Source organism: Massilia glaciei (assembly GCF_003011895.2).
In the GTDB taxonomy this organism is placed as follows: Bacteria; Pseudomonadota; Gammaproteobacteria; order Burkholderiales; family Burkholderiaceae_D; genus Telluria_A; species Telluria_A glaciei.
Map to the genome: position 1 here is coordinate 1 of NZ_PXWF02000196.1, position 25392 is coordinate 25392.

Genomic DNA, 25392 nt, shown 5'->3' on the forward strand with positions numbered 1-25392 from the left:
AAATTGCCCAGAAAACCGTCAAAAACCATCAAAAACCACCTAGAACTGCCTAATTATTGAGCAATGCAAGGATTGGGGGCGCGAGCAGCGGTTCAACTCCGACAGGCTGCTAGGACCGTGTGCGCCGCGCCATCAAACGTGCGCGCGCATCAGCGGACTTAGCCAACGCCTCCTGTGTAGGGGCTTCCGGCGGCGAAGCAGGTGCGTCAAGCTCTTCTCCGAAGTTGGCCCGCTGGGCACGGGCCAGCCAACCGTGGAGTTGCTGTTCGAGACCCCATCGCTTAGCAAGCTGATCCAGCAACTGCGTGTCAAGTTGCTCCATGTCTACGTCCAGTGGCGGCATGGTCAGCTTGCTGCGCTGCATGCCCGCCAGATGCGGCCATTGCAGGAGGGCCGCCTCAGAGGCTGAGAGTTTTTCGGGAGTGCCCGAGCAGCCCGCCAGAAAGCGGCAGATCGAGGCGCAAAGCACAGCCATAGCGGGCTATGGCGAGCACTTGCAACGACGAACTGGCGCTTTCTGGCGTGCTGAGCGGGCATGATCGAAAGACTCTCAGCCTCTCAGGCCGGAACATCTCGCACGGACGCCCGGGTTGAAGTAGGTCGAATCGGCCTTCCGATGTCATTGGAAAAAACTTCTCCGCGATACCGTAGAAACGAAACTTGTAACCAGCCGAAGTCATAACCTCACCCAAGCGAGGCCGTTTGCTCGTCGATGTAGGGAGCACCGCTGTCACGATGCCCGACGGGTTGTTGAGGAATCCGTTTTCGCCTAAGACCGTGTGCAAAGAAATTATGGCGCCAGCCCTGATGTGTGAGTCTGCTTCAGACAGCTCCGCAGGAGGCACCGCGCGCAGGTTGAGGAAAACGCCGGATGCAACACGACGCAAGGTACCGGCCGATGCCAGCAGGTTCGACGTTTCGCGTGCCGTACTCGCCGAGGCGCCCGGCCGGTAAGTCTGGACAAAATAATGGAACTCGGCTGCCGTGAATATGCGGCGCACGCTTTGCGCGGCTAGGCCCGCCATCAATGCAAACTTCCAGTCGGCGCCTCTGCGCGTATCGGTGCGGGTCGTCGCGATAGTCGGCGCGTCATGTTGAGGGGCAGCTCTATTCATGCTTGTATCCGGATTCCAGTGCTGATGAAGGCCTCGCCGACGCCTCCGGGGCGGCCACAACCGTTTTTCGACACTGACGCTAACCCTGCACCCGCATGGCGTCGAAAGCGTCTTCATCAATGGCCTTTTGCTAGCACGGAGCTTTGCGACACGGTTGAAGTACCAAACGCCGGCAGAGTGGGCGTTTGGCACTTCAATAGTCATCATCCGATCCGAGAGGACGCCTAACCTGCTGCTCGCGCTTCAATGGATACGTTCGCGCGACAGCGATTCGCAAAAGGATGCCGGCGCCGCCTTTGATCGCGCCACCGAGGACTTCTTGCAAACCGTGCAACTGCCAGTAATCTCCGCGCCAAGCGACTACACGCCGCCGGCGAGCACCGCATCCAGTTTATCGAACGAGCCAGTCCAGCCTTGGGTCATGCCTGCGCGGCCATCGAGGAAGGTCGCGAGTTCCTCCGCCGTCGCCTGGCCGACAACCTCCGAGGTGACCGTCACGCGGGTGCGGTCGGGGCCTTCCGCGGTCAGGTCCACCGTAGTGCGCATGGTTTCCGGCCATGTCGGCGCCATGGGGTGGCGCGCGATGTTTTTGTGCTCATCGCAAAATTGCTGCGTGTAGACCAGACGATCCGGGCTGCGCACTTCCTCGTAGTGGGCGCGGCCGTACATGGTGAAAGCCGGACTGCTCATGCTATACATCGAGCTGCCACCGGTGCGGATGTCGGCGCGGATGAAGCGCATGTCGAAGCCGGTTGGCGCCAGCCAGCGCGAGAAATGCGCCGGTTTGGTCCACATGTCGAACATGGTCGCCAGCGGTGCGTCGAAGCTGCGATTGATGACGAATCTTTCCTGGTCCATTAGGCGTTTGGCCAGGTATTCGGCCAGACGGTCCCAGGTGGCATTGCCACCGGCCTTCCTGACGAACTTGCGGGTCTGCGCGGCGGCTTCCGCAGTCGGCAAACTCATGCACATATCCATGTGGGTCTTGCCCTCGACCTCGGAAAACAGGACGGTGACGCGGAACATGGGCGGACGGTCATCACTGGCGCCATGGTCGTAGACCAGCTTGGCCAGCGGCTCCACTTCCAGGTAGTGCGTTTTGTTTGGGTAGTCCGTGCCGTCCGGGCCATGCATGGTGTAGTCCCAGCTGCCGCCGGTGCGCAAGTCCTTGCTGTGGGTGGTCAGGGTGAATCCACGCGGCCCCCACCACTGCGCCGTTTGGGCAGGATCGGTCCAGGCATCCCAGACGGCTTTTAACGGGGCGTCGTAGATACGGACGATTCTGATTTCGTTGCTCGCGCTCATTGATCTTCTCCTTCAGCTGTTCTTTTCGCGGTGACGGTTTTCAGGTAGGCATCGAGACGGTCGAAGCTTTCTTCCCAGTAGACCCGGTAGTGCTCCATCCAGTCGGCCGCGTCCTTGAGTGCCTCGCCATTGATCTTGCAGGAACGCCATTGGGCTTTGCGTGTCTTGGTGATGAGGCCGGCTTTTTCGAGTACCTGCAGGTGTTTGGTTACGGCAGGCAAGCTCATTTCGCCGAGGAAGGGCTGCGCCAGATCGGATACGTTCGCCTCGCCCGTCGACAACCGTGCCAGGATGGCGCGGCGGGTCGGGTCGGCGAGGGCGGAGAAGGTCTGGCTGAGATGGTCTTGCACGGACTTAAGCAATTCGTTAATTAACTGATTGGTTTAATATGAGCCGGGACGAAGACGGTGTCAAGTCTGAAAGTGCTGTAATCGCGTCCGCCACATCACGCCACGTCCAACTGCCGGCGGCGCAACATCAGGTACACCACCGGCACGACGAACATCGACAGCAGCGGCGCCGTGATCATCCCCCCGACCATCGGCGCCGCGATCCGTTGCATCACCTCCGACCCGGCCCCTCCGCCAAACATGATCGGCAGCAGGCCGGCGACAATCACCGCCACCGTCATCGCCTTTGGCCGCACGCGCAGCACCGCCCCCTCGCGGATCGCGTCGAGCAAATCGGCATGGCTGGATTTGCCCGCGGCCAGGCGTGCCTCCCATGCGTTTTTCAGGTAGAGCAGCATGATCACGCCGAACTCCGCCGCCACCCCGGCCAGGGCGATGAAGCCGACCCCGCTGGCAACCGAGAAATTGTGTCCGAGCAGCCATAGCAGCCAGATGCCGCCGGCCAGGGCGAACGGCAGCATGGCCATGATCACGGCCGCCTCGTCGAAACGCTTGAAGATCAGATACAACAGCACGAAGATGATCAGCAAGGTGGCCGGCACCACGACCTTGAGTTTTGCGACCGCGCGCTCGAGGTATTCAAACTGGCCCGACCACGAAACGGCATAGCCGGCCGGCAGCTTGACCTGCTTCAACACGGCCTGCTGCATGTCACGCACCGCCGAGCTCAGATCGCGCCCCCGGATGTCGACATACACCCAGCCGGAAAGGCGCGCGTTTTCACTCTTGAGCATGGGTGGCCCGTCGTTGATGCTGATCGCGGAAACATCGCCGAGGCGTATCTGCGCGCCGCGCTCGGTCAACACCGGCAGATCGCGCAGCTTCTGCACCGAGTCGCGCACCTCGCGCGGATAACGCACATTGATCGGAAAGCGTTGCAACCCCTCGACGGTCTCGCCGACGTTGTCGCCGCCGATCGCGCTCGCGACGATGCTGTGCACGTCGCTGATGTTCATACCGTAACGCGCGGCCGCGTCGCGGTCGATCTTGATATCGACATAGCGCCCGCCGGTGAGTCGCTCGGCCAGCGCCGACGATACGCCCGGCACCGCCTTGACCACCCGCTCGATCTCGCCCGTGATGCGGTCGATTTCCTCCAGGCTGGCGCCGGCCACCTTGATGCCGACGGGGCTCTTGATGCCGGTCGCCAGCATGTCGATCCGGTTGCGGATCGGCGGCACCCAGATGTTCGACAGCCCGGGCACCTGCACGACGCGGTCGAGTTCCTCCACAAGCTTGTCGCTGGTCATGCCTTTGCGCCACTGCTCGCGCGGCTTGAACTGGATCACCGTTTCGAACATCTCCAGCGGCGCCGGATCGGTGGCGGTCTCCGCCCGCCCGGCCTTGCCCAACACGCTCTGCACCTCTGGCACCGTCTTGATCAGGCGATCGGTCTGTTGCAGCAGTTCGGCGACCTTGCCGGCGCCGATGCCGGGCAGCGCCGACGGCATGTAAAGCAAATCGCCCTCGTCGAGTGGCGGCATGAATTCCCCGCCCAGCCGCGAGGCCGGCCACACCGTGATGACGGCGACGACGGCCGCGACGGCAAGCGTGGCCTTCGGATGTTTCAGCACGACCTCGAGCAGCGGCCGGTACAGCGCGATCAGGCCACGGTTGAGCGGGTTCTTATGCTCGTCGGGAATGCGCCCCCGGATGAGGTAGCCCATCAGCACAGGAATGAGCGTCACCGCCAGGCCCGCCGCGGCCGCCATGGCGTAGGTCTTGGTGTAGGCGAGCGGCGCGAACAGGCGCCCCTCCTGCGCCTCGAGGGTGAACACCGGGATGAACGACAGGACGATGATCAGCAACGAAAAAAACAGTGCCGGACCAACCTCGGCCGCCGCGTCGCCGATGACGCGCCAGTGCGCGTCCCCGGTCAATTGTTCGCCGGGATGCCGATGGTTCCACGCCTCGATGTGCTTGTGGGCGTTTTCGATCATCACCACCGCCGCGTCGACCATCGCGCCGACCGCGATCGCGATCCCGCCGAGCGACATGATGTTAGCGTTCACGCCCTGGTGGTACATCACGATATAGGCGGCAAGGATGCCCAATGGCAGCGACACGACCGCCACCAGCGCCGACCGGATGTGGAACAGAAAAATCGCGCACACGAGCGCGACGACGATGAATTCCTGGATCAGCTTGTGCTCGAGGTTGGTCACCGCGCGCTTGATCAGATGCGACCTGTCGTAGACGGGAATGATCTCCACGCCGGGGGGCAGGCCGGGCTTGAGCGTTTCGAGCTTGGCCTTGACGGCGGCGATCGTTTCAAGCGCGTTCTTACCGAAGCGCATCACGATGATGCCGCCGGCGACCTCGCCTTCGCCATTGAGGTCGGCGATGCCGCGCCGCATTTCGGGCCCGAGCCCGATGCGCGCCACATCGCCCAGGCGCACCGACACGCCCGCGTCGCTCGTCGTCAGCGGTATCTTGCGAAAGTCGTCGAGCGACTGCAGGTAGCCGCTCGCGCGCACCATGTATTCGGCCTCGCCGAGCTCAAGCACGGAGCCGCCGGTTTCTTGGTTGGCGTTGCGCACCGCCTCGATGACCTTTCCGTGCGCGATGTTGTAGGCGAGCAGTTTGTCCGGGTCGAGCACGATCTGGTACTGGCGCACCATGCCGCCCACGCTGGCCACTTCCGACACGTTCGGGACGGCCTTGAGCTCGTACTTGAGGAACCAGTCCTGCAGGGCGCGCAGTTGCGACAGGTCCATCTTGCCGCTGCGGTCGACCAGCGCGTATTGGTATATCCAGCCGACCCCGGTCGCGTCGGGCCCGAGGGCGGTCTTCGCCTGGGCCGGCAGGCGCGCCTGCACCTGGTTCAGGTATTCGAGCACGCGCGAGCGCGCCCAGTACGGATCGGTTCCGTCCTCGAACAGGATGTAGACGAAGGAGTCGCCAAAGAAGGAGTAGCCGCGCACGGTCTTTGCCCCCGGCACCGACAGCATCGTGGTCGTCAGCGGATAGGTGACCTGGCTCTCGACGATTTGCGGCGCCTGCCCGGGATAGCTGGTGCGGATGATCACCTGCACATCGGACAGGTCGGGAATCGCGTCGAGCGGGGTCTTGGAGAGCGCCCATATGCCCCAGCCGGCCATCAGCAAGGTGGCCAGCAACACGAGGAAGCGGTTGACGATCGACCAGCGGATCAGCCTGGCGATCATTTGGGCGCTCCAGCGGGTTTGGTCGGCGCCGCCGGCGGCGCCGGCGCAGCCGCGGTCGGGGAGATTGCCGTGATCGCGAAGTTGCCGTCCTGTTGGCGGAAATCGAAAGTGACGGTATCGCCCACCGCGACATTGCGCGGCAGGCCGCCCGGCGGCGGCTTGAATCCCATCGTCATCGGCCCCCATTGCAGCGAGGCGACCGGGCCGTGGGAAATCGTTATCTCATCGTCGGCAATGCGCTCGATCTTGCCCTCGGCCCGGTGCGGCCGGGCGGCGACCTTGCCGCCGCCCGGCTCCGGCGTGCCGCCCATGCGTGCAATGGCGCCCTTGAGGCTGGCCTCGGAGTCGATCAGGAATTGGCCGGACACGACCACTTTCTGGCCCGCCGCCAGACCCTCGCGGATCTCGGTCTGGCCGTTCGCCTCGATGCCGCTTTTGACCTCGACCGGGAGAAACTCGCCCTTCTCCCGCGCGACGATCACCACACTGCGGGTGCCGGTCTGGATGACCGCCTCCGACGGCACCAGCAGCACTTCCTTGCCCGCCGCCGGCGCGAACGTCAGCGTGGCGAACATGCCCGGCAGCATTTGGCCGGAGGGGTTCGCCAACTCGATCCGCGCCTTGAGCGTGCGGGTGGACGGATCGACCTCAGGCAGGATCGCGCCCACCCTGCCTTTGAAAACCTCGCCCGGCAGCCCGGGGGTGCGGGCCTCGACCACAGCCCCCGGCCGCACGCGGGCGGCCGCGGCCTCGGGCACCTCAGCATTGACCCAGACCGTGTCGAGGCCGTTGATCCGGTATAGCGGCGCGCCGGCCACCACCGTCATGCCCTCGCGCGCGCTCAGTTCGGCGACCACGCCGCTGGCGGGCGCATGGATGGTCATGCGGGGATGCACTTTGCCGGTCGACTCGATCACGCGGATCTGCGGCTCGGTCATGCCCGCCAAACGCATGCGCTGCCTGGCGGCGTCGGCCAGGCCGGCGATGCCGCTGCCTTGCATGCGCCGGGCGGTCAGATACTCCTCCTGGACGGCGATCCAGTCGGGTATATACAGTTCCAGAAGGGCTTGCCCCTTCTTCACCCGGTCCAGCGGCGCGCGCACATGCAGCCGCTCGACATAGCCGGCGCTGCGCGCCTGCACAAGGGCGACGTCGCGCTCGTTGTAGGCGACGTTGCCCACGGCCGACAAGCGTGACGACAGGCTTCCCTCGGTGACCAAGGCGGTTCGCACGCCCAGGTTTTGCTGCAGCCGCGGGCTTATCGTCACGGTGCCCTCATCGCCCGCGCCAATGGCATATACCGGCACCAGTTGCATGTCCATGAATGGCGATTTGCCCGGCTTGTCAAATTTTTGGCCTGGATACATCGGGTCGTGCCAGTACAGGGGCTTCTTATCGGTCTCGGATGCCGACATGGCGCCCGTTCCCGGCGGGGGCATCTGCTTCATTCCCTCGCTGATGCCGGCGCGGTACAAACCGACGCCGGCGACGCCCGCAACAATCGCGGTGGCGAGCATGGCGGCGACCGTTCTTTGCTTATTTCTTTGCCTATTTCTTTGCTTATTCATGGTGAGCCTTGCCCGGCGCCTGGAGCGCGCCCGTGCTTGAATCCGAAATTGGAAATATGTAGTTCAGGGCCGCCCAGACGCGGGCGGTGTCGAGCCTTAGCTGAAGCTCCTGCAGCCGCACCTCGGTCTCGTTGCGGCGCGCCGCGAGGACATCGGACAGCGTCGCCTTTCCGCCCCGGTATGCGGAAAGAACCGCTTGCGTGCGGTCCCTTGCCAACGGCAAAAGCTCCCTTTCAAAGCGCGCAATGCGCTCGCGTCCATTGGTCCATTCTTCGATCATGGTTCGGATTTCGGCGGCCAGCATGCGCTGCGTTTCCTCCCGCTCGGCCCGGGCTTGCTCCACGGCCGCGAGCTTTGCCGCCAGCTCGCGGTCCTGGCGGTTCCTTTGGTTCCACTGAAGCGGAACCGACACGCCCACGGAAGCCATGTTGGAATAATCGGGACCGCGCTGCAGGAACGCGACTTCAACGGTCCAGTCGACTTTTTTGTCGGCCTCTGCCAGTTTCGCTTCCGCCTGCGCGACGCCTTCCTGCTTCGCCATCACGGCAAGCCGCGGGTGGTTCGCGATGAGGGCTTCCAACTGGCCCGGTTCCAGGCGCAGCGCGTCGATCGGCGGCTGGCCGGCCAGCGGAACGTCGGCTCCGGCGCCCGTCCAGCGGGCCAGCATTGTTTTGGCGTTGCGCACGCGCCGTCCCGCTTCGCTGGCACGGTCGCCCACCATGGCCAACGCGGTGCGCGCGGCGAGAATATCGGCAAGGCTTCCGCGTCCGCCGCGGTAGGCGCCTTCGGCCGCGTCGATCTCGAGTTTTTCCTGGTCCGCCAAGCCGGTGATCTGGCTGGCCATTTCTTGCGCGTAGTAGCGCTCCAGCCAGGCGATGGCGGTGTCGCGTTCGATGGCGGCGAGCGCGAGGTTTTTTTGCGACGCGGCCTTGTCGGCTGCGCGCGAAAAACCCTCGGCGCGCCAATGCCGCTTGTCGGATCGGGTCAATTCCTGCATGACGCCTATCCGGCGCATCGTCATGAAATCGCGCGTCAGGCTGAACTTGTCATCCCCGCTGACGGGCAGGTTCTCGACGCCAAACTTGAGCACGGGATCGGGGCGTTGGCCCGCTGCGACCGCCATTTCGCGCGAGGCGGCAACGGCCGCGTCGATACCGGCAAGTTGCCTCGATCGCAAAGCGGCAAGGCGCTGCGCCTCGCCCAAGGTCATGCCAAGATCCGCGGCCAGCACACTGGTTGGCGCCGCAAGCGCGCAGCATAGGAAAAGCGTTAACATGCCGCGCGCGCGGGCCGGCGAGAAAAACGGGGAAAGCATAAAACCTCCAGAAAGCAGGAAACAGCATCGCCGGCGCTAATGCGCGGCGAGGACCGGTTTGGCGATCTGGGCTTAAATGCGGAAACAGCAGTTGCGAATGGCGAGGGGGGGCGCTGTGGTGCGCGTCAATCTATTCGGGTCGGAGGGGTTGGCGAGCGCGTGCTGGTCGACGCCGCCAAACAGCACGACGACCAATTCGACGGGCACGAAGGAAGGAATCTGCGCCTGCCCGGAGGTGTCGAGGGACTGATTTCCGGCCTCGCAGTGCGCCTTGCACAGGCCGGGCTGGTCCATATCCAAACCCATGCCTATACCCATGCCCATGCCCTCGCACCCACCCATGTCGCCCATTTCGGCGGCGGGAGCGTTCATGGCTGCGGCGGGCATCGCCAGCTTCGGGCACGCGTACGACGCCAATGCGAGCTGCGTGAACAGCAAGCAAAACAGCGTGACAAGCGCGGCGAAGTAGCGTGATGGGCGGGATGGTTTCATAACTTGGACGAACGTGGCGTCCCCCATGGTAAGCACAATCGGCCGGCGGCACAAGTGACAACTTCTGCGCTGAATCAGTCATCGGCTTTGCCCGCGTTTGCAAAACGCGTTGAAAGGAAGCGCGTAAAATGTTTTCAAGTGAATACCAAAACCGCCCACCCATTGTTGCCTCATCCTTATGCGCAAATGCTCGCGCAGTTGCGCGCGTTCGTCTATGAGGAGCGCGACACCGCCACGGCCAGGCTGCTCGAGTCGCGGCGGCGGCCGATGCAGGAAAAGCGCGACAAGGGCCTGGCGCAGCGCTTTCGCGGCCTCGAGCGCGGGACCGAACCCGGCACCGCCTGGCTCAGCCTGGCCGGCGGCGAATCGCGCTTTCGCGAGAGCGACCGCCTGTGCCTGCATACCGGCTCGCCATTCGACGACATGCTGGCGCGCGAAGTGGTGCTCGAAACCGACGACCAGACGCGCTGGCTGCTGCGCTTCAAGAACCGCGGCGAGGTTCCGGAGGACAACGACGTCCACTACTACTACGCCGAACAGGACGGCGTCGACCTGACCAAGTTTTTCGAGCAGGCGCTCGACGAGATCGCCGGTTCCGCCACGGCCAGCGAAATCATCTTGCCGCTCCTGGACGGCACCCTGCCTTTCGGTTTCAACGAGGACGACGGCGACTACGCGCACCGTATTGCCACCGAGCAGGGACTGAACGCGCGCCAGGCGGAGGCGGTGGGCCTCGCCTTCGCCTCCGAGCACGTCGCCTGCATCCAGGGGCCGCCCGGCACCGGCAAGACGCGCGTGCTGGCGCTGGTCGCCAGCCTCATGGCCGCGCGTGGCGAGCGGGTGCTGGTGACGTCCCACACCCATACGGCGATCAACAACGCGCTCGAAAAAATCGCCGCCTACGATGTGCCGACGGTGAAAATCGGCAGCATCGGTCAGGCCCGCGGCCTGCCGCCGCAGGTCGCCCGCGCGGAGCGGTTTTCGCAATGGAAGGAGCGGCCGGTCAACGGGGGCTATGTGCTTGGCGCAACCCCCTTCGCCACCTGTGGGCAGCGCCTCGACATGTGCGAGTTCGATACCATCTTGTTCGACGAGGCCAGCCAGATCACGGTGCCGCTGGCCTTGATGGCGATGCGTCGTGGCAAGCGTTTCGTTTTCATCGGCGACCAGCAGCAGTTGCCGCCGGTGGTGTTGTCGAGGTCGATACTGAGCGGCTCGCCGTCGGTGTTTGCGCGGCTGACCGCCGACAACGAGGATAGCGTCATGTTGCGCCAGACCTATCGCATGAACCAATGGCTGGCCGCCTGGCCCAGCCGCACGTTCTATGGCGGCGAGCTCGTCGCTTCGGGCGCGAACGCGGCGCGCAGGCTCTCGCTCGCGCCGGCGGCGGCGCCCTCGTTCGCCGATGCCGTGCTGCGCGCCGAGGCCAGCGCGGTCTTCATTCCCACGCTCGAGCACCGCGCACGCGCGAGCAATGTGCCCGACGCGCGGCTGGTCGCCGCGCTGTGCGAGGCGGCCCGCAACGGCGGTCTGGCGCTGGGCGACATCGGCGTGGTCACGCCCTACCGGGCGCAGGGCCGGACGATCCGCAGCCTGCTGGCCGCAAAATTGGGCAGCCACGACGCCAGAGAGGTCGTGGCCGATACGGTCGAGCGGATGCAGGGACAGGAGCGCGAGCTGGTCATCCTGTCGCTCGCGACCGGCGACCTGGCCTACCTTGGGGCGGTGGCGGAATTTTTCTTCCAGCGCGAGCGCCTGAATGTGTCGGTCACGCGGGCCATGACCAAGCTGGTCATCATCGGTCCAGAGATCCCGGCGCAATTTAGCGCGCACGACGAGCAACTGGCCCGGAACATCCAGATTTACCGCGAGCTTATCGACAGCTGCGTTCGCATGGAGCATTCGCCATGACCACCTTCATCCCGGAGTGGGGCGCGGGGTCCGGGCGCGCGCTCCAGCTGCGGCGGGTGTTGCAGGACCTCGGCGACGGCGCCGCCGTGCGCAAGCCCTTGCTCGAGGTCGCGGACAGCGCGGATTTTTTTCTGGAGCATGATGAACACGGTTGGCTGGCGCTGGCGATTTGTCCCGCCCGCTATGCCGACATTGGCGGCGGCCAGCTCTTCGCGCCGGACGGCCGGGACGCCTTCCTGCGCTACCTCGGCGCGCTGGGCGATGTGCTCGCGGGCGCGCTGCCGACGCTGGTCGTGATGTCGGCATGCAGCGAAAGCGACACGGCGTTGCTGGCGCAGGATGCCGCGGCCGGCGGCCAAATGACGCTGTGCTCCGGTGAGCGATTCGCGCAAGGCGGGGCCGACGCCTTGCGCGTACTGATGCGCAAGCTGTCCGCGCGTCAAGCCACCGTCTTGCGGCGCCGCTATTTCCCCGAGTCTGAGATCGCTGGCTTGCGCGTGGGACGACGGACGTTCCATCGCGATAACAGCGCCGCCCTGACCGGCGTTTTTCTCGACCGCGAACAGGAATGGGCCAGCAAGCTCGACCTGGCATTGCCGGACGAGCAGGCCGCGCTCGCGCGAGATTTTTCGGTGCGGCTGTTGAACGGCGTGGCGGGCTGCGGCAAGACCCTGATCGCCTTGCAGCGCGCCATACTCCTGGCGCAATCGCGGCCGGACCAGCAGGTGCTGCTGTTGATCCATAACACGCATGTCGTCGCCGATCTGATGGAGCGGATGCACCGCGGGCACCTTCCCATTCCGGCCAACATGCAAATGTTCACCTTCGCCAAGTGGGCCATCCGGCAGTGGAAGGCGGTCTTCGGCAGGTACCCGCAAATGCCCAAGGGCCACGAGCTGCTGGGCATGGTGCGCGCGCTGCAGCCGCGGCCGCCGTCGCTGGGGCTTGACGACGAGCAGCTGCTCGAGGAAATGAATTTTTTGAACGAAGCCCTGATCAGCGGCGAGGCCGGCTATCTGGCCGCCGATCGCGCCGGGCGCGGCTTTGCGCTGCGCGAGATCGAGCGCAGCCAGGTTTGGGCACTGTTTCAGCAGCTCAACGCGCAACTGCGCGCGCGCGGCTGGCGCTTGTGGAGCGCGATCGCCGGCGAGATATGCGACGCCGCGCAGCAGCGGCGCGATACCCGCGCCTTCGCCACCTTCGCCACCTTCGATCATATTTTGGTGGACGAGGCACAGTTCATGGCGCCCGCCTCCCTGCAGCTGATCAAGCTTGCACTTCGGCCCGGCGGCAGCATGTTTTTGTGCGCAGACCCGCGCCAGGGTTTCCTGAAAAATCGCCTGAGCTGGAAGCGGGTCGGCCTGGCGGTGGCCGGCCGCACCAAGAAACTGCGCCGCTCCTACCGCACCACCAAAGCATTGCTGCAAGCGGCGACCCGGATGCTGGCGCGCCAGGTCGAGGAGGACCCGGAAGACTACCTCGCCCCGGATTTTGCGGGAATGGACGAGGGCGTCCCGCCCATGCTCGTCACCGTGGACACGCCGCAGGACGCGGTCGATCGCGTCGCCAACGAGATTGCCGGTCTTGCCAGGCAGTCGAATTTTCCGCTGTCTTCGATCCTGGTCATGTACGGCGGGCGGGTGTCCAAGGATTTGCTGTACGCCAGCTTGTGCCAGCGCATTGGCGCTGCGAAGGTGTGGTGGCTGAACAAGGACCGTGCCGCGCCGCCGGGCGGCTACGGCGCCGAACACATCCGGATGGCGAGCATCGACACGGCGACCGGGCTGGAGGGCACCTTTGTGTTCCTTCTCGGCGTCGAGGAACTGCTGTCGCTGGGCGGCCACGACCGTGGCACCGAAGTCAGGGCGCGCAAGCTATATATGGCCATGACGAGGTCGTGCTACCGGCTCAGCGTTGTGACCGCGCAGGCGCTGCCGGACGAAGCGCTTGGCGATATTTTTGAAAGACGCGCGTAGCCCCATCGTTAAGCGGGCACCGTCCACTTGCACGCCGCCGCCAAGGCGGGCGGCCGGACCGCGCCGCGCCGCGCCCTTAGTGCCCCTGGTGGCCGATGTTTGGCCGCGACTCCTTCTTGTTGCCCCGCTTGTTCTTTTTTTGCATCGAGGTCATGGGCTGTGCCGCGTCGTGCGGGGCGGAGCCCCCTTCGATGAAATCTTTCATCCGCAGCATGTCGGCGTCCAGCTCCCGCTTCGGGTCGCTGCCAATCAGAACCGCGACGCCGTGGCCCAACGCGCCGGCCGGCGGACGGTAAGTCATTCGTATGGTCGCGCGGGTGCCGCTGTCGGTCGGCTCCAGATGGATTGAACCCGCGTGTTCGACCATGGCGCCGGGCGCGGTCTGCCACGACAGCAGGCCCGGACGCTCGCTGGCGGTCAGCAGGGTATCCCATTCGAGGCGCGAGCCCGCCGGCCCTTTGACCATCCAATGCGAGCGCTGCTCGCCGAGGTCGCGCACGTCAACGACGTGGGACATGAAATGCGGAAAATTTTCGTAATTGGCGAAGGCGTCGAACACGGTGTCGATCGGGGCGTCGATGTCGATGGTCTTTTCGAGTTGGGTGCCCGGGGCGTCGGCGCCGAGTCCGAGCATGTGTTTGAGGGACATGTTGCCCACCCCGCGCGCAAGCAGCGCCAAGCCGGCGACCGCGAGGGCTGTGCCGACCGGGGTGCGGCGCGCCATTCCGTAGCCGCCGAGCATCGCCCCACCCACGAGCGCGGTGGCGCGCAATGTCGGCGTCCAGTTTTGCTGCGCCACTTCGTTGCGCGCGGCCGCCCGCCGGCCAGCTCCTTGCAACGCGGGAATGCCATCGGGTTTTTCGTGGACTTCGAGCCGGTCGTCCACGCGGGCCACGCCCGCAACGCCGCCGACCGCGTCGAGCAACTGCTGCCGCTCGTGCATGAGTGCATGCCCGCCCAACGCGACGTGCCCCTCGTGCGCGGTGACGACAATGGCGTGCGGATGCGATACGACGCGGCCGATGCGGCTGCGGACGCGCTCGGCCAGCACCCTGTCGTCCGGCGCCTTGCCGCGCCGGCCCGGCATGTGGCCCAACCGCGCTTGCACGCCCGCGAAGCGGTTGCCAAAGTCGCGCCTGGCGACATCGACCGCATCGCTCGCCATCGTCGCGATGCTCCGCAGGCGGTCGCGCGCGAGTCCCCGCCGCCGCCGTCCCTGGCTCGGGTCGAAAAAGTACATCGTCACCATGCCCAGCGCGGTCGTACCCAGGCGTTCCCCCAAACCGTGTCTTGCCGATTCTGTTTTCACGTTGCGCTCCTTGATCTGTTTGAAAAGTGCCGAACGAACCAATCTGTAGCGAATCCGGCGACGGCCTCCAGGGTGCCCGGCTCTTCGAATAAATGGCTTGCCCCGGGGATGATGTCGAGTCGTTTTTCGCAGTGCAGTGCTCTGTAGGCCGCCTGGTTCAGCGCGATGACCTCGCCGTCGAGGCCACCGACAATCAACAGGGTGGGCGCGCGTACGGCGTCCAGCGCTTGCTCGCCGGCCATGTCGGGCCGACCGCCCCTTGATACGACCGCCGCGACGTCGGGTCCGCGCGCGGCCGCCAGTTGCAGCGCGGCGGCCGCGCCGGTGCTGGCACCGAACAGGCCGAGCGGCAACGCAGCGGTGCTGGCATGGTGGCGCAGCCATTCGGCGGCCGTGCCGAGCCGCTCGGTCAGCAGCCCGATATTGAAGCGGGTACTGACGTTCCGGTCTTCTTGCGGCGTGAGCAAATCGAGCAGCAGGGTGCCCATGTTGGCCTTACGCAGTTCTCCAGCGACATAGTTGTTACGAGGACTCAAACGACTGCTGCCGCTCCCATGCGCGAAGAGCACGACGCCGACCGGATCGGGCGGCAGTTCGAGCATCCCTTGCATGGCGGCCGAGTCGGACTCGATGGAGACTAATTCGCTATGTTGAGATACCATCGCATTGCCTCCCGCGCCCTGATGGCAGCATCAAGCGGATTGCTCACCCGGGCCATCGCGCGTTCGATAACGTTCGCCTTGTCGCTGCCCGCCTCTCTTTAAGACAGCCCACGTGGGGCTAGGTTGCCGGCCTCATCGGGAATAAATCAGGGCTGATATCGCGGCCCCCCGTTGTCACGCCATCGCGGCAGCCACAGGCGCTTTTCGTTGCCACACCAGGGCGATGGCCGCCGGCAAGGCCAGCCAGAATCCCGAGACCGGAACCAACACCACACCCGCGATGGTCATCAGCAAAATGCCGACCCCAAGCGAACGGGCCGCGGGAAAGTCTTGGTGGCGCTCGAGGGCGTTGAGCGCCATGCCGAGCAATGCGAGCACGGCGCCGAACATGAGGAACCACGTGGCGAGGTTGGCGCCGGGGTCGGCCCCCACACTATTGAACACCCCGCGCTCGAACATGCGCACCAGCACTTTCGAGAACACCGCCAGGCCAAGCAGCGAATGGCCGGCGGCCACGAAGATGATCCAACGGCCGATCCAGATTTTCTTGTTTTTCATAATGTACCTCTCTATGTGGAAGGCGCGAATGTACGGGAATGGAAATCGCAACATGCCCGAATTGCGATGGAACGCGGTTTTTGTGGTTTGAAATGCAATTTTGAGCCAAAGCGACAGGTGCCGGGATGAATCCGTGGGGCGTACAATCGGCAAATTTCCTTTTGACATTCCCCCCATGAAACTGCCCGCCTCGCTATTCCTTGCGCTTTTAGTCGCACTGCCAGCCTTCGCCGCGGGGCCCGCCACGCTCGCCGGGATCGAGCAAGGCATCGTCGCTGTCCACGGCTGGGGCAGCACGCCGGCGGATCCCGCGCTGGCACGGCCGCACATTATTGTCGGCATCACCCTGCATCACCAGGGAGAGACCTACAAAGCCGGCACCGATCCCGCGCAGTATTTGCGCACGCTGCAGCGCTGGTCGCGTGACACCAAGAAATGGATCGACATTCCCTACCACTACGTCGTCGATTTGGAGGGCAAGACCTTCGCCGCGCGCGACCTTCGTTACGCGGGCGACACCAACACCACGTACGATCCGAAGGGGCAGGCCTTGATCGAGGTGGTGGGCAACTTTGAAGACGTCGAGCCGAACCAGCAACAACTCGACGCGGTGGTGGACATGATGGCCTTGCTGGTAGCGCGGCACGGCCTGTCGATCGACAGCATCCGCGGCCACAAGGACCACACGCAAACCCTGTGTCCGGGCAAGAATTTGTATCGTTATCTGGAGAGCGGCTATTTCCGCCACAAGGTGGCGCTGCGCCTGGCCGGCATCGGCCGGATCTAGGAGTCTGTCGGGCTTAGGGAGTCGAAGCGAAAAAAGTGCTGGACGAGGACAGATTTTGACGATTTCGCAGTGCCAATAGCGAGCTATTGGCCGATAAAGCGGCGAAATATGGACCGCCCAGCGCTTTTTGCAGCCGACGATCCTAAGTCCGACAGGCTCCTAGCCTTGGATCTAGCCGGCGCCGTCTACCTATCGGTCCGCCGCCTGCCTTTCCAGACCCCGTTGATCGCGCCCCGCGCTGACGAAAACAATTTATTGATCCGGCGCTCGCGTACCTTGGCCAGCAGCACCGAGATGTTGTCCGTGCCACCGGCGGCGTTGGCCGCGCCCACCAGCAGTTGCGGGCGGGTTTGCAGCTTGCCGGCCGCCAAAATGGCCGCGATCGCGGCGTCGTCGATCATATCGGTCAAGCCGTCCGAGCAAAACAAATACACATCGTCGCGCGCGATCTCGTGCCAGTTCATTTCCGGGTTCACCACGCCGTCGACGCCCAGCGCCTGGGTGATCAGGTTCTGCGTCGGCATGCCCCCCTCCGGTATCACCAAGCCCGAATCGATCTGTTCCTGGCGCACTGAATGGTCTTTGGTGATCTGCTCCAGCGCACCGGCGCGCAGTCGATAGCAGCGCGAGTCGCCCAAGTGCGCGAGCAACAGGCTGTCGCCGCTAAAAACGCCGACCACCAACGTCGTCCCCATCCCGCCATATTGACGGTTCGACTGCGACATATTGAAGATCGCCTCGTTGGCCATCGTGATGCAGCTTGCCAGTTGGGCTTCGAGTTCGCCGCGCACCAGTACCCCGTCGCGGCCCGACAGCCAGGTGCGCATCTCCGACTCGATGAAGGCGGCGGCCATCCCGCTGGCGACCTGGCCGGCGTTATGCCCGCCCATGCCGTCGGCCAGAATGCACAGCCCCGCCACCTCGTCGAAGGCGATCGCATCCTCGTTGTTTTCGCGGGCAATGCCCGGATCTGTTTCTGCGGCTATTTGAATGATCATTGATTGGCGGCTCCCTTCAAAACTACGCCTTGAGTGAAAACCGCATGGTGGTGCCCGCGATTTCCATGGTGTCGTCGTGGTCCAGTTTGACCACCTTGCCGTTCATTGCCGCGCCATTCAGCAGGGGCATGGACTCGCCCTCGAGGAACACGAGAAAGAAGCCGTCCGGCCTGCTCTCGATCGCAGCCACTTGCGCCCCGGTACGGCCAAGCTTGGTGCGCGCTTTTGTCAGCGCCAGCGTGCGTCCGGCCGCAGGCCCCAACACGACCACGACCTCGGCCGCGGCAGGCGCCGGCGGCACAGCCGCAGCGCTCGCCGTTGGCGCTGGCGGTGCCCCGGGAGCCGCCGATGTTTGCGGATCGCTCGCCACGCTTTCGGCATGGTCGGGCAATTGCGCCGCGGATCTCTCGACGACCACCGTTTCGGCATGGTCGGACGATTGCGCTTCAGATCCTTCGACGACCACCGTTTCCACGTACTCGGACGGCAGCGCAACAGCCCGTTCCACGACGACCGTTTCGGCATGGTCTGACAATTGCGCTTCAGATCCTTCGACGACCACTGTTTCCACGTACTCGGACGGCAGCGCGACAGCCCGTTCCACAACCACCGTTGCCGAATAGTCCGATAGTTGCGTCTCCGACTGTTCCACAAGCACTGTTTCGGCGTAATCTGAATGTTCCGGTTCCGGTTCCGGTTCCGGTTCCGGCTCCGGGGGCGACTGCCGTTCGCTCGCCGCCGTTTCCGCAGACACCGGCTCGGCCGGCGGGGGCGCAGTCCGATCGATCATCATCGTCCGCGCATATTCCGGCAACGCCGCCTCCGCCGACAGCGGCGCAACACTCGGCGCAAGCCGGTCGAGCGCCATCGTCGCCGCGTACGCGGCCGGTTTGGCGGGCGCCGCCGCTGGCCGCTCCAGCACCATCGTCCTGCCCATCGTTTCGGCGTCCGACAAGGCCGGCGGGCTTGCCGGGGCAAGGGCCGCGTACGCGTCGGCCGCCGACGCGTCGGTCGAGGCGACGCCCTCGGCGCGCAGGTCGGCCGCGAAGCGCGCGCCGTCCTGGTAGCGGTCCCCGGGCTTCTTGTTCATGGCCAGCATGACGATGCCGGCCAGTTGCGCCGACAGCTCGGGGCGGATGCTGCGCACGTCCGGGGCCGGGTCGGTCGCGATCATATACATCAGCCGGCCCAGCGAATCGGCCTGGAACGGCAACTCGCCGGTGAGCATCTGGAACAACATCACGCCGAGCGAAAACAGGTCCGAGCGGCCGTCGATCTTGTCGCCGCCAACCTGCTCCGGCGACATGTAACTCGGCGTTCCCAGAATCACGCCGGTCTTGGTCTTGCTCGAATCGGTGATGCGGGCGATGCCGAAGTCGGTCACCTTGACGGTGTCGCTGGCGAAGTCGCACATGATGTTGGCGGGTTTGATATCGCGGTGCACCACGCCCTGCTGGTGCGCATAGGCGAGCGCGTCGGCCACGCGCGCGACGATCGACACCACCTGCGCCACCGGCAACAACGGCGCCTTGCTGGCGTCCGACAGATCGACGCCCTTGAGGAACTCCATCGCGATGTACGCGAGGTCGTGCTCCTCGCCGGCGTCGAAAATGGTCACGATATGCTGGTGCTGCAGGCGGCCCGCCGTTTCGGCCTCGCGGAAGAAGCGCGCGCGCGCGTCGTCGAGCTCGCCGCCCTCGAATTCCTGGCTCAGCGCCATGGTCTTGATCGCCACCACGCGCCCGATCTTTGGATCGCGGCCCAGGTACACCACGCCCATCGCGCCCTTGCCCAGCTCCTTCTCGACCTGGTAGCGGCCCAGCATCGGTTTCTCGACCCCGCCGCCGTCGAGCAGCAAGGTGCCGCCCGCGTGCGACGCGCCGCCCAGCATCACCGTCTCCGACAACTTCTTGGCGCGCTCGAGCTTGATCTTGATGTCCTTGTGCTCCGGGTCGTGCTGCCGCATGCATTCGTACACGGCGTGCGCCTTGTTGAACTGGCGCTTGCGCTCGAAGTCGAGCGCCAGGCTCGTCAGGTTGTCCATCAGCGCGTCCCCGAACGGCACCCGGCGGAAACGGTCGAACGCGGCGTCGAGCTGGCCCTGTCCCTGCAGGGCCAGTCCCATCATGCGGTTGGTTTCGGCCGACTCCTCGTCCGAGCGCAGTTTGCCCGCCTCGGTCATGAGGAAGCGCTTGGTCGTGAGCACCAGATGGCCGATGATCAGCAGCGACGCCGCGAACACGAACTGGAGCCATACCGCCGAGGCCGACAGCAGGGCGAATTCGACCACCAGCAGCAGCGTGAAGCCCGACAGGGTGATCAGGGCCGCCTTTCCGGCCGACAAGCGCGGCAGGCCGCCGATGAGGTAGGCCGCGACCAGTGCCAGCAATCCGATGTTGAGCGCCCCGCCCCACGCGGGCTGGACGATGAAATGCTCGTTCAAAATGCTCGACGTCACGTGCGCCAGGTACTCGGCCGACGACATGGCCGGGCCCGCCGGCGTGGCGAACGACTGCCCGACCCCGGCCGCGGTGGCGCCGATGATGACGATCTTGTTGGCATACTTGGACATCGGGATCTTGCCGCTCATGACGTCGAAGAACGAGTCGACCGCGAACGGGGCCTTGCCGTCGCGCGCCTTGTAAAACTGCGGCAGCATGCGCGCCACCGGGTCGGTCTTGATCCGCAGCTTGCCCAGCTGCACCGACACGCCCGGTTTGAGCCGCACCGCGCTGGCGTCGAGATTGAGGCTCTTGGCCGCGATGAGCAGGCTCATCGAGGGAATCGCCTGGCCGTAGTAGTCGACCAGCAGCGGCTCGCGCCGCACCGCGCCGTCGACCTCGAACAACTGGTCGAGGTGGGCCACGCCGGCCGCGCTCTCGCCGATGACCGCGATCGGCTGCGCGCCGGAGACCGCGGCGAGCGCGAAGTTGTCGATGGTGTCGACCGCGCTCCTGGCCGCGAACGGCGGCAGCGGCGCGTCCGGCTTGCCGAGCGGCTCGCCGAGCTCGAAGAACGACGCGATCACGACGTTGCCGGCGCCGGCCATGCTCTTGGCCAAAATGCGGTCGGTGTCGAGCGCCTGCCGGGCCTCGCCGATGATCTGTTGCAACTGCGCCGCGGTGGCCGCGCCGAGCGGCGCCGCGGCGGCCTCGGGCGCGCCCAGCACCTGCCGCATCTTCTCGATGTAGGGCAGGCCGCGGTCGGTCTGCGGCTCGAAGAAAAAGGCGGTGTGCGCGATGGTCTTGCTGTTGGCGGCGGCCAGCTTGTCGATCAGCCCGGCGTGCACGTCGCGCGGCCACGGCCAGCGCCCGATGTTGGCGATGCTCTGGTCGTCGATGGCGATGATCGCGATGCGCTCGGACGGGCGGCGCTGGGTGCTGGTGCTGGCGACGTCGTACAGGCGCTGCTCGAGCGTGTCAAAAAAACCGCTCACGCCGTTGAGCAGCAACACCGCGAGAACGACCAGGACGCCGATGAACCAATCCGTGGTCCACCACGCGGCGCGCTTACCAGATGCTATCGCCATGGCGCAGCCCCTCTTGAAGAAATGTGCGGCGGGGCCGTCGCCGGCCGCGCCCTTTACGCCGCCGAGGCCGGTGGCAGGAATTCGAAACGCATCTGGGTGCCGGCGATTTCGATCGTGTCGCGCTCGCCCAGCTGGCGCGGGTCGGTGCCAAGCGCGCTGCCGTTCAACAGCGGCACCGCGTCGCCCGCCACGTGGGTGATGAAATACCCGTTCGGACGGCGGGCTATCACGGCCACCTGGCCGCCACCGCCGAGCTTGGTCAAGGCCTTGGTCAGCGGCAGGCTGCGCCCGGCCGCCGCGCCCGACAGCACATGCAGGACCGCCTCGCGCACGGCCGCGATCGGCGGCGGCAGCGGCGCCGTGACCGTCGCCGCGCCCGGGGCCGACGGCGCCGCCATCACGGTCGCCGGTCCCGCCTGGCGTGGCGGCACGGGGGCGCCCGGCGCGATTTTTGGCGGACGTCGGATCACGATCGTCTTGTCGAAATTCTGGTTCGCATCCCTGGGAGGATCGGGCACGAAGCTGAGCGTGTGCTTGCCCAGTTCGATCACATCCCTCGCCCGGAGCAAGTGTTTGTAGATCGGCTCGCCGTTGACGAAGGTGCCGTTGGTCGAGGCCAGGTCTTCGAGGAAGGTGTCGCCGCCCATGGTCAGCACCACCGCGTGCGCGCCGGAGACGGCCAGGTTGTCGACCTGGATGTCGTTTTCGGGGCGGCGCCCCAGCGTCATGCGCTCCTTGTCGATCAGGAAGGTCTTTTGCACGACGCCTTCAAAACTCAGAATCAGCTTTGCCATGATGTTGCCCTTAAAAAAATTCGTTCTGTGCGCTTACCTGCCCGCCGGCGATCCGTACCAACACCACCGATATGTTGTCGTGCCCGCCGGCGTCGTTGGCCGCCTGCACCAGCTGGCGCGCCGCGAGGCCGAGGTTGTCGCGCATGATCGAGATGCCCATCTCGATGTCGGCGTCCCCGACCATGCCGTACAGGCCGTCCGAACAGAGCAGGTAGATGTCGCCCGGCGCGGTGTCGTGGCTGTGGATCTCGCCCGGTTCGTCCGGATCGACGCCGAAGGCGCGCGTGAGCAAATTCTTGTTGGCGGACAGGTGGGCGTCTTCCTTGCGCAACAAGCCGGCATCGATCTGCTCCTGCAACAGCGAGTGGTCGCGCGTGACTTGTTCCAGCGCTTCGTTGCGAAATCGATACAGGCGCGAGTCGCCGACGTGCGCGACGCTCACAAAATCGTGATGGAAAAGGCAGGCGAGCACGGTGCTGCCCATCTGCTCGCAGTCGGGCTCGCTTTCCGCCTTTTGGTAGATGGCGAGGTTCGCCGCGTCGAGTTGCTGTTGCAATTGGGCGCGCGAAAGCGCCTGCGCTGCGTCGCGGTCTAGGCCCTCCAGTGCCTGCGCGGTCCAGCCGCGCGCGAGCCCGGCCGAGATCAGCGAGGTCGCCATGCCGCTGGCGACCTCGCCCGCGTTGTGGCCGCCCATGCCGTCGGCCAGCACCACGATCCCCAGCTCGGGCACGCAGGCGAGGCTGTCCTCGTTATGCTCGCGCGCCTGGCCCGGGTCGCTCAGGCAGGCAATCTCTACTGCTTGGTTGGGCGCCACACTTTCTCCCCCTCGGTTGGACATGCGAACTTGCGGTGGCGCGTGGTCGAAGCGGCTGCCGCAAAATGTAAATATGCTGATCAACGCATATCGTAGCGCAAGTATTGTTGGAATGACACAAGCTTTTTGCTTGGCCGGCCCCAAGCGGTGCGGGGGCAACAGCGCCGGCCAGGGGCTTGGCGGGCGCCAGGGGTGTTTGCGGCCGGCCTATTGCAAGCCGCGCCGCCGCGCAAAGCCAAACCCCGCAACGAGCAAGGCGACACCGGCTGCGGCTTGTTGCGCGATCGACGCCGCGGTGGCCTCGCCGTGCATGCCGAGCAGGTCCATTGCGGCGACATCGTCCGACTGGGCCACTATGTACAGGCCCGACAAAAACAGCACGGTAAAGGCGCGGCCCGTGCGCAGGGTGCTACCCAGGAACTGGGCCAGGCCGGTCAGCGCGAGCATGCCGCCGAACAGGCAGAAGGCGCGCAGCGGTTCGGCGCCGGCCCAGCGCGCCATGACGGGCGCGGTCAGCAACAAGCCCAGCAGAACGGCGGCCGCGCATTGGCGCCAATAGCGCCGCATGGCGCCGCCCGGCATCGACGAACTGATCGCTTCGGTGTCGGCCGCGTGGTCGCGCACGCCAAGGTCCGCGATCACGACGCCCCAATACAGCACCGCGGCCAGCAGCAGCCACGGCAGCATCGCGTAGTCGAGCAGCGAACCGGCGGCCACGCTCAGCAACAGCAGCGGACCGGTGAGCGGATAGGCGGCGAATGTCAGCGCCAGTTCCGCGCCGAGCTGTCCCGGCAGGCGCGGCAGGCGGGCCGAGGCGCGCAACAGCAGGTGCGAGCACACGTCGAGCGGGCGCAGCGCGCGGTTGATGCCCCCACCGATCGCCCACGTCCTGCGCGAGGCCGGGGCCCGCACCCGGTCCGGCGAGAATCGGTGGAACAGCCCGGCCGCGAGGGCCAGCGGAATGGCCGCCGCGAACGCCGCCGCGAAGCGGGTCAGCACCATCTGCCAGGTCCAGAAATTGTCGGCCATGACGACCGGCGCGACGGTCTTGTCGAACGGGTTCAGGCCGACCGCCATGCTTGTGGTTTGCAACAGTTGCTGCCCGCGCTGGGTCAGCACGCCCACGCCGGTGGCGTCGAACGCCAGCGCAAACGTGCCGCCCGTGTTCAGGCTGACGAACACGGCGGCCACGCTGACCTGCGCCAGCCAGAACAAGAAGTACAACACGTCGCCCGTCTTGCCCATCAGCGGCCGCGTCGACTCGCATAGCACCGCCATGGCGGCGCAGAAGAAGATGTTCGGCAAAATCGTGAGCGCGTAAAATTGGAGGTACACGAGTGGGGCGACCACGCCCTCGCCGCGCACGGACTGCAACACGCACATGGTCAGCGCGAGCACCAATATCAGGCTGCCCAGATAGAGCACCGCGCCCGCCCAGCGGCCCAGGATCAGGCTTGCGTTGCTGACAGGCATAGTCGCGAGCACGCCGCCCATGCCGCTGCGCAAATCGTCGTCGACGCGGCCCCGCACCAGGTAAAAGCCGAACAAGCCGAGCAGCGACGTGGCCAGCACGCTGCTGCCCAGCGCCAGGCCGGTGCTGTTGTAGGCCACGCGCGCCGAATTGGCCACCAGCATGTTGTAGCCCGTGGCCGGATCGACGACCATGAACCACGCGGCCAGCGCGGCAACCAACAGCAGGACGTGGGTGCTGCCGCGGCGCAGGCGCAAACACGCCTCGCCCACGACCATCGTGAACAACAACGCGCGCGTCATGCCGCCAACTCCCGCACCGCGTAACGCTGGGCCATCAGCGATTCTTCGAGGGTTGGTTCGACCGCGACCGCGCCGCCGCACGGTACGCTGGGATGGGCGATCCGCACCGCGACACCGGCCGCGCCGCGCTTGGCCTGCAGCACCTTGACCTGCTGGCCCAGCGCCTCGTACGCGCCGGGCGCGAGCGTGGCCGACCAGATCTGGCCGCGCGCCTTGGCGATGAAGCTGTCGGGCGTGCCGAACGACACCAGCTTACCGGAGCGCATGATCGCCAGGCTGCCGGCGATGTCTTCGATGTCGGACACGATGTGGGTCGAGACGATGACGAGCTTGCGCATGCCCAGTTCGGACAGCAGGTGCCGAAAGCGCAGGCGTTCCTCCGGGTCGAGTCCGGCTGTCGGTTCGTCGACCACGAGGATGTCCGGATCGTTGAGCAAGGCCTGGGCGATGCCGAGCCGGCGCCGCATGCCGCCGGAAAAGGTCGCCGCCTGGCGCGCGGCCAGGCCGTGCAGATTGACCAGTTCCAGCACCTGGACCGGGCGCCGCGGATCGGACACGCCCTTTAGCGCGGCAAAGTACTGCAGGAATTCGAGCGCGCTCAGGTTGGGATAGACGCCGAAGTCCTGCGGCAAATAGCCGAGCCGCCGGCGGATCGCATCCGGGTCTTTGACGATGTCCGTCCCGTTGAACAGGATGTGCCCGGTCGTGGGCCGGGTCAGCGTGGCGATCATCTGCATCAGCGAGGTTTTGCCGGCGCCATTGTGGCCGATCAGGCCGACCACGCCGGCCTCGAGGGTGAGTTTGACGTCGTCCACCGCGACCACGTTCTTACCGTATATTTTTCCTACCTTTCGCATCTCCAGCATGGCGCCCGCGCTTTCTCAATGTGGTCAATCAGGTTGCCACTAT

Annotated in this window: 20 protein-coding genes; 3 read left to right on the forward strand and 17 right to left on the reverse strand. The window is 65.5% G+C overall.

Annotated elements, in window-relative coordinates; translation table 11 throughout:
- Window positions 1-109: 109 nt before the first annotated feature.
- The 8 genes from C7C56_RS28810 to C7C56_RS11845 all read right to left on the reverse strand — a co-directional run bounded on the left by C7C56_RS28810 (window position 110) and on the right by C7C56_RS11845 (window position 9372).
- Window positions 110-364: a hypothetical protein gene (locus tag C7C56_RS28810; protein WP_181373140.1), complete on the reverse strand. Its 255-nt coding sequence runs from the start codon at window positions 362-364 to the stop codon at window positions 110-112.
- A 34-nt stretch (window positions 365-398) separates the two neighbouring features.
- A complete protein-coding gene (locus C7C56_RS28150; RefSeq protein ID WP_146204442.1) occupies window positions 399-1115 on the reverse strand; it encodes a hypothetical protein in 717 nt (238 codons plus the stop codon).
- A gap of 360 nt (window positions 1116-1475) precedes the next feature.
- Window positions 1476-2420: an SRPBCC family protein gene (locus C7C56_RS11820; protein ID WP_106757596.1), complete on the reverse strand. Its 945-nt coding sequence runs from the start codon at window positions 2418-2420 to the stop codon at window positions 1476-1478.
- Window positions 2417-2770, reverse strand: a complete 354-nt coding sequence (locus C7C56_RS11825; RefSeq protein WP_106757636.1) for an ArsR/SmtB family transcription factor — start codon at window positions 2768-2770, stop codon at window positions 2417-2419. Before C7C56_RS11825 ends, C7C56_RS11820 begins: the two co-directional genes overlap by 4 nt.
- Window positions 2771-2865: 95 nt before the next feature.
- Window positions 2866-5997 carry an efflux RND transporter permease subunit gene (locus C7C56_RS11830; RefSeq protein WP_106757597.1) on the reverse strand — a complete coding sequence of 1044 codons (3132 nt, stop codon included), beginning with the start codon at window positions 5995-5997 and terminating at the stop codon, window positions 2866-2868.
- Window positions 5994-7514, reverse strand: coding sequence for an efflux RND transporter periplasmic adaptor subunit (locus C7C56_RS11835; RefSeq protein WP_229458725.1), 1521 nt, complete (start codon window positions 7512-7514; stop codon window positions 5994-5996). The genes C7C56_RS11830 and C7C56_RS11835 overlap by 4 nt, the downstream gene beginning before the upstream one ends.
- 43 nt (window positions 7515-7557) lie before the next feature.
- The gene (locus C7C56_RS11840; protein WP_229458726.1) at window positions 7558-8880 is read right to left on the reverse strand and encodes a TolC family protein; all 1323 of its coding nucleotides are present in this window, start codon (window positions 8878-8880) and stop codon (window positions 7558-7560) included.
- A gap of 72 nt (window positions 8881-8952) precedes the next feature.
- Window positions 8953-9372 (reverse strand): hypothetical protein, encoded by a 420-nt coding sequence (locus C7C56_RS11845; RefSeq protein WP_106757638.1) that lies wholly within the window; start codon window positions 9370-9372, stop codon window positions 8953-8955.
- Window positions 9373-9558: 186 nt separating this feature from the next.
- Here C7C56_RS11845 and C7C56_RS11850 point away from each other — a divergent pair, with 186 nt between their 5' ends.
- Both C7C56_RS11850 and C7C56_RS11855 read left to right on the forward strand, forming a co-directional pair.
- Window positions 9559-11283 carry a DEAD/DEAH box helicase gene (locus C7C56_RS11850; RefSeq protein ID WP_219933147.1) on the forward strand — a complete coding sequence of 575 codons (1725 nt, stop codon included), beginning with the start codon at window positions 9559-9561 and terminating at the stop codon, window positions 11281-11283.
- Between the two features lie 98 nt (window positions 11284-11381).
- Window positions 11382-13259 (forward strand): UvrD-helicase domain-containing protein, encoded by a 1878-nt coding sequence (locus tag C7C56_RS11855; RefSeq protein WP_146204443.1) that lies wholly within the window; start codon window positions 11382-11384, stop codon window positions 13257-13259.
- A 76-nt stretch (window positions 13260-13335) separates the two neighbouring features.
- Here C7C56_RS11855 and C7C56_RS11860 read toward each other — a convergent pair whose 3' ends face one another.
- From C7C56_RS11860 to C7C56_RS11870, 3 genes are all read right to left on the reverse strand, one after another.
- The gene (locus tag C7C56_RS11860; protein WP_146204444.1) at window positions 13336-14568 is read right to left on the reverse strand and encodes an SRPBCC family protein; all 1233 of its coding nucleotides are present in this window, start codon (window positions 14566-14568) and stop codon (window positions 13336-13338) included.
- On the reverse strand, window positions 14565-15230 hold the full coding sequence (locus tag C7C56_RS11865; protein ID WP_106757601.1) for a dienelactone hydrolase family protein: 666 nt from the start codon (window positions 15228-15230) through the stop codon (window positions 14565-14567). Before C7C56_RS11865 ends, C7C56_RS11860 begins: the two co-directional genes overlap by 4 nt.
- A gap of 174 nt (window positions 15231-15404) precedes the next feature.
- Window positions 15405-15788, reverse strand: coding sequence for a DUF6463 family protein (locus C7C56_RS11870; protein WP_106757602.1), 384 nt, complete (start codon window positions 15786-15788; stop codon window positions 15405-15407).
- A gap of 175 nt (window positions 15789-15963) precedes the next feature.
- Here C7C56_RS11870 and C7C56_RS11875 point away from each other — a divergent pair, with 175 nt between their 5' ends.
- A complete protein-coding gene (locus tag C7C56_RS11875; RefSeq protein WP_106757603.1) occupies window positions 15964-16575 on the forward strand; it encodes a peptidoglycan recognition protein family protein in 612 nt (203 codons plus the stop codon).
- A 185-nt stretch (window positions 16576-16760) separates the two neighbouring features.
- Here the strand turns inward: C7C56_RS11875 and C7C56_RS11880 are convergent, their stop codons facing one another.
- From C7C56_RS11880 to C7C56_RS11905, 6 genes are all read right to left on the reverse strand, one after another.
- Window positions 16761-17573 (reverse strand): PP2C family protein-serine/threonine phosphatase, encoded by an 813-nt coding sequence (locus tag C7C56_RS11880; protein ID WP_106757604.1) that lies wholly within the window; start codon window positions 17571-17573, stop codon window positions 16761-16763.
- A 22-nt stretch (window positions 17574-17595) separates the two neighbouring features.
- Window positions 17596-21102 carry a CHASE2 domain-containing serine/threonine-protein kinase gene (locus C7C56_RS11885; protein WP_106757605.1) on the reverse strand — a complete coding sequence of 1169 codons (3507 nt, stop codon included), beginning with the start codon at window positions 21100-21102 and terminating at the stop codon, window positions 17596-17598.
- A 53-nt stretch (window positions 21103-21155) separates the two neighbouring features.
- Window positions 21156-21896, reverse strand: coding sequence for an FHA domain-containing protein (locus C7C56_RS11890; RefSeq protein ID WP_106757606.1), 741 nt, complete (start codon window positions 21894-21896; stop codon window positions 21156-21158).
- Window positions 21897-21906: 10 nt separating this feature from the next.
- A complete protein-coding gene (locus C7C56_RS11895) occupies window positions 21907-22710 on the reverse strand; it encodes a PP2C family protein-serine/threonine phosphatase (protein ID WP_229458727.1) in 804 nt (267 codons plus the stop codon).
- A gap of 207 nt (window positions 22711-22917) precedes the next feature.
- Entirely contained in the window at window positions 22918-24483 is a 1566-nt protein-coding gene (locus tag C7C56_RS11900; RefSeq protein WP_106757608.1) for an ABC transporter permease, read from the reverse strand.
- Window positions 24480-25349, reverse strand: a complete 870-nt coding sequence (locus tag C7C56_RS11905; protein WP_106757609.1) for an ABC transporter ATP-binding protein — start codon at window positions 25347-25349, stop codon at window positions 24480-24482. The genes C7C56_RS11900 and C7C56_RS11905 overlap by 4 nt, the downstream gene beginning before the upstream one ends.
- Window positions 25350-25392 lie beyond the last annotated feature (43 nt).